The 3840-nt window shown below is 71.0% G+C and carries 4 protein-coding genes; 1 reads left to right on the forward strand and 3 read right to left on the reverse strand.

Going from position 1 to position 3840, the window contains the following annotated elements:
* Positions 1-297: 297 nt before the first annotated feature.
* Positions 298-465, forward strand: coding sequence for a hypothetical protein (locus tag AC31A1_RS48360; RefSeq protein ID WP_489659420.1), 168 nt, complete (start codon positions 298-300; stop codon positions 463-465).
* Positions 466-542: 77 nt separating this feature from the next.
* On the opposite strand, the gene AC31A1_RS48365 is transcribed toward AC31A1_RS48360, so the two are convergent.
* Genes AC31A1_RS48365 through AC31A1_RS48375 form a run of 3 tightly spaced genes read right to left on the reverse strand, consistent with a single transcriptional unit; the run spans position 543 to position 3500 of the window.
* Positions 543-1493, reverse strand: coding sequence for a 3-oxoacyl-ACP reductase (locus AC31A1_RS48365; protein ID WP_489659421.1), 951 nt, complete (start codon positions 1491-1493; stop codon positions 543-545).
* A 31-nt stretch (positions 1494-1524) separates the two neighbouring features.
* A complete protein-coding gene (locus tag AC31A1_RS48370) occupies positions 1525-2601 on the reverse strand; it encodes a Zn-dependent alcohol dehydrogenase (protein ID WP_489659422.1) in 1077 nt (358 codons plus the stop codon).
* A 29-nt stretch (positions 2602-2630) separates the two neighbouring features.
* On the reverse strand, positions 2631-3500 hold the full coding sequence (locus AC31A1_RS48375) for a MaoC/PaaZ C-terminal domain-containing protein (protein WP_489659423.1): 870 nt from the start codon (positions 3498-3500) through the stop codon (positions 2631-2633).
* Positions 3501-3840 lie beyond the last annotated feature (340 nt).

A 3840-nucleotide genomic window follows, 5' to 3' on the forward strand; every position in this document is an offset into this window, starting at 1 on the left:
TACGGGGGAAACACGCCCGGAGGATCCGGTTCGGGACGGGACGGGGGGCGCGCCTGGGGAGGCCGCGCCGGCACCGTCGGCACCGTCACAACCGGATCCTCCGGTGCCGGTCGCGCCGCGTCCGGTGCCGTTGCGGGAGGCTCCGCTCAAAGGCCGGGTGGCGGTCGGGTAACGAAGTGGTGCGGGTCGGTAACGAAGTCGTTCCGGACGGCAGGCCGTCTCGCTTCACCCCGGGAACGGCTGGATAAGATCGCCGGGCTGTAAGAAGGATCATGTTGCTACGGGGTGAAGTATCCGATGAACGACACGAACACCGCGCAGACCATGTCTGCCGACACACACGAGGCTTCCGGCCACGGCAAGCACCGGGGCCCGGTCTCGGCGCAGGACGGCGATTCGGCCGCCCACGGCCGTCACCGCAAGCCGTCCGAGCAGTCCACGCAGTCGAAGTACGCGGTTGTCTGACGACGCGTCAGGCGCCCTGCACCATCTCGCACGACACGGCCCCGCTCGTCTGCTGACGAGCGGGGCCGCCGCGTTCCCTATGCCGTGCCCGGCTCCCGCTTGAGTCCCAGCACCTCGGCCGCCGCGAACGTCTCCCCCAGCGGCCGCTCCGCATAGTGCGGAGTGAGTACGGCGTCCAGCTCGTCGTAGCTGAAGATGTCCTGCTTGCTGTCGAACTTGGCCTGCACGTGCGGGCGTTCGACGATCGCGACCATGCCGCCGTGGACGACGAGGAGCTGCCCGTTGACGCGTTCGGCGGCGGGTGAGGCCAAGTAGCCGACGAGCGGGGCGACATGCTCCGGTGCGAGGGGGTCGAGGCCGTCGTCGGGCTCCTGGAAACCGGCGAAGACGTCCTCGGTCATCCGGGTGCGGGCGCGTGGGCAGATGGCGTTCGCGGTCACGCCGTACTTGGCGAGGGCGAGGGCCGTGGAGGTGGTCAGGCCGACGATTCCGCCTTTCGCGGCCGCGTAGTTGGGCTGTCCCGCCGAGCCAGCGAGATACGCCTCGGACGAGGTGTTCACGATCCGCCCGTACACCGGAGCGCCGGTCGCCTTGGACCGCTCGCGCCAGTGCCTGGCCGCGAAGTGGGTCGTGTTGAAGTGGCCCTTGAGGTGGACCCGGATCACCGCGTCCCACTCCCCCTCCGTCATGGAGAAGACCATGCGGTCGCGCAGGATGCCCGCGTTGTTGACGAGGATGTCGAGCCTGCCGAACTCGGCGATCGCCAACTCGACGAGTTCGGCGGCCTGCTGGAAGTCGGCGACGTCCCCGGTGTGGGCGGTGGCACGGCCGCCCGCCTCGCGGATCTCGGCGGCGACCTCTTCGGCGGGACCGGCGGACGCCTCCCCCGAACCGTCCCGGCCCGGCTGCCCGTAGTCGTTGACGACGACGGCCGCGCCGAGCCGGCCGAGCTCCAGCGCCTCGGCCCGGCCGAGCCCGCGTCCGGCGCCGGTGACGATCGCGGAGAGGCCCTCAAGTGGCAGTGACATCAAGGTCCTTTCGGCACAGGGGAATCGGGGATCAGATCTCGATGCACGTGCGCAGGGCCGTTCCCTGGCGCATCTGGTCGAGGGCCTCGTTGATGTCGGCCAGCGGGACGCGGTGGGTGATCAGGCTCTCCAGGTCGACGCGGCCCGCGCGCCACAGGGCGATCGTGCGCTCGTAGGAACGCAGCACGTCTCCCCCGCCGTACATCGAGGGCAGGATGCGCTTCTCGTCGAAGAACAGCTCGAACATGCTGAGTTGGAGATAGTCGTCGAGGGCGCCCGCGCCGACGACGACGAGGGTGCCGCCGCGCCGGGTGTTCTCGTAGGCGGTGCGGGCGGTGGCGGAGCGGCCGACGACCTCGAAGACGTAGTCGAACCCCTCGCCGCCGGTGACCTGTTGCTTGGCGTCGGGCAGCTCGTCCGGTGAAATCGCCCTCGTGGCGCCGAACTTGAGGGCGGCCTCGCGGCGGGAGGCGACCGGGTCGACGGCGACGATCTCGGCGGCGCCCTTGAGCCGGGCGCCCTGGATCGCGGAGATGCCGACGCCCCCGCAGCCGATCACGGCGACCGACGAACCGGCTTCCACGTCAGCGGTGTTGAGGGCGGCGCCGAGTCCGGTGGTGACCCCGCAGCCGATGAGGGCGGCGATGTCGAAGGGCACGTCGTCGGGGATCGGCACGGCGCAGCCCGCGTCGACGACGACCTCCTCGGCGAAGGTGCCGGTGCCCGCGAAGCCGAACACATCGCCGCTGGGGCGCTTGAAGTTGGGGGTGCCCGCGTTCATGAACCCGGCCAGGCACAGCTGGGTCTGGCCGCGCTTGCAGGCGGGACACACCCTGCAGGCGGGAAGCCAGCAGACGACGACCCGGTCACCGGGCTTCAAGTGGGTTACGCCCTCGCCGACTTCGAGGATCTCACCCGCGCCCTCGTGTCCCGGTACGAAGGGGGCGGGCTGTGGCAGTACGCCGGCCATCGCGGACAGGTCCGAGTGGCACAGCCCCGTGGCGCGCACCCGGATCCTGACCCGGCCGGGCCCGAAGCCCGTCGCCTCGACGTCGTCGAGGACCTCCAGTTTGTCCTGGCCTATCTCGTGCAGTACGGCTGCGAGCATGGTGCGGCTCCCCTCAACTCGGGCTTGTCTCAGGAGTGTTCGACGATCGTGTCGGCGAGGACGGGCGCGTCGTCCCGTTCGACGGCGCTCACCGCGACCCGCACGGTGCCGGCGCCGGTGTCGCCCTGCCGCCACATCCGGATGCGCAGCGTCTCGCCGGGGAACACCACTCCGGCGAACCGTGTGTCGTAGGAGCGCACCCGGGTCACATCGCCGTCGAGCAGGGTGTCCACGACCGCCTTGAGCGTCATGCCGTAGGTGCACAGCCCGTGCAGGATGGGCCGGTCGAATCCGGCGAGCTTGGCGAACTCGGGGTCGGCGTGCAGCGGGTTCCAGTCGCCGGAGAGGCGGTAGAGGAGGGCCTGGTCCTCGCGGATGGCGCGCTCAACCACCTTGTAGGGCTCGGCCGTTGGGGGTTCCAGGCGGGTGGAGGGGCCGCGGTCGCCGCCCCAGCCGCCCTCTCCCCGTACGAAGATCTGCGCGTCGTTGGTCCACAACGGGCCGTCGGCGTCGGCGACTTCGGTGCGCATGACGAGGACGGCCGCCTTGCCCTTGTCGTAGACGGCGGCGATCTTGCCGGTGCTGGTCGCGGTGCCCTGGGCCGGGATCGGGCGGTGCAGGCGCAGGGACTGGCCGCCGTGCAGGACGCGGGCGAGGTCGACCTCGACGCCGGGCATGGACAGGCCGCTGATGACGCCGGGCGAGCCGTTGCCCGCGACGGTGGCGAAGCTCGGCAGGACGTGCAGCCGGGACTCCAGGGTGTAGCGCAGCTCGTCGGGGTCGGTCGCGGGGGTGCCCGCGCCGAGGCCGAGGTGGTAGAGCTGGACGTCCTTGGTGTTCCAGGAGATCTCTCCCGAGCGGGGTTCGGCGGCGAGTGCCCTGGCGGCGTCGATCGGCATGGGGCTCCTGTTCGGTGGCGGCGAACGTCGGTGGCGGCGGCGTGCGTCATGGTGGCGAGAGACCCCGGTGCGGCCGTCCGCACCGTCGGCCGCACCGAGGTCGTCACGGGCCGACCTAGAACGCGTTCCAGTCCGGCGCCCTTCTGTATAGCCGAGCGCCCCGCACTTGTGAAGGCTCCTGACGGTGCGTCAGCTCGGTGTCGGCACCGGCGTCCGCACCGGCACCCGTGACATTTGTCCTGCCCGAGTCCGTACATGCGCATCTGCCGGGCGAGGGGCGCGGATCCGTAGCGTCGTAGCCATGACACAGACAGGTGGGGCGGCGGGCCGGGCGGCGGGT

The sequence above is a fragment of the Streptomyces sp. P5F9 genome, from assembly GCF_057961495.1.

Coding starts and splice junctions, on each gene's coding strand:
- AC31A1_RS48360 (WP_489659420.1), top strand. CDS start 298: ATGAACGACACGAACACCGCGCAGACCATGTCTGCCGACACACACGAG.
- AC31A1_RS48365 (WP_489659421.1), bottom strand. CDS start 1,493: ATGTCACTGCCACTTGAGGGCCTCTCCGCGATCGTCACCGGCGCCGGA.
- AC31A1_RS48370 (WP_489659422.1), bottom strand. CDS start 2,601: ATGCTCGCAGCCGTACTGCACGAGATAGGCCAGGACAAACTGGAGGTC.
- AC31A1_RS48375 (WP_489659423.1), bottom strand. CDS start 3,500: ATGCCGATCGACGCCGCCAGGGCACTCGCCGCCGAACCCCGCTCGGGA.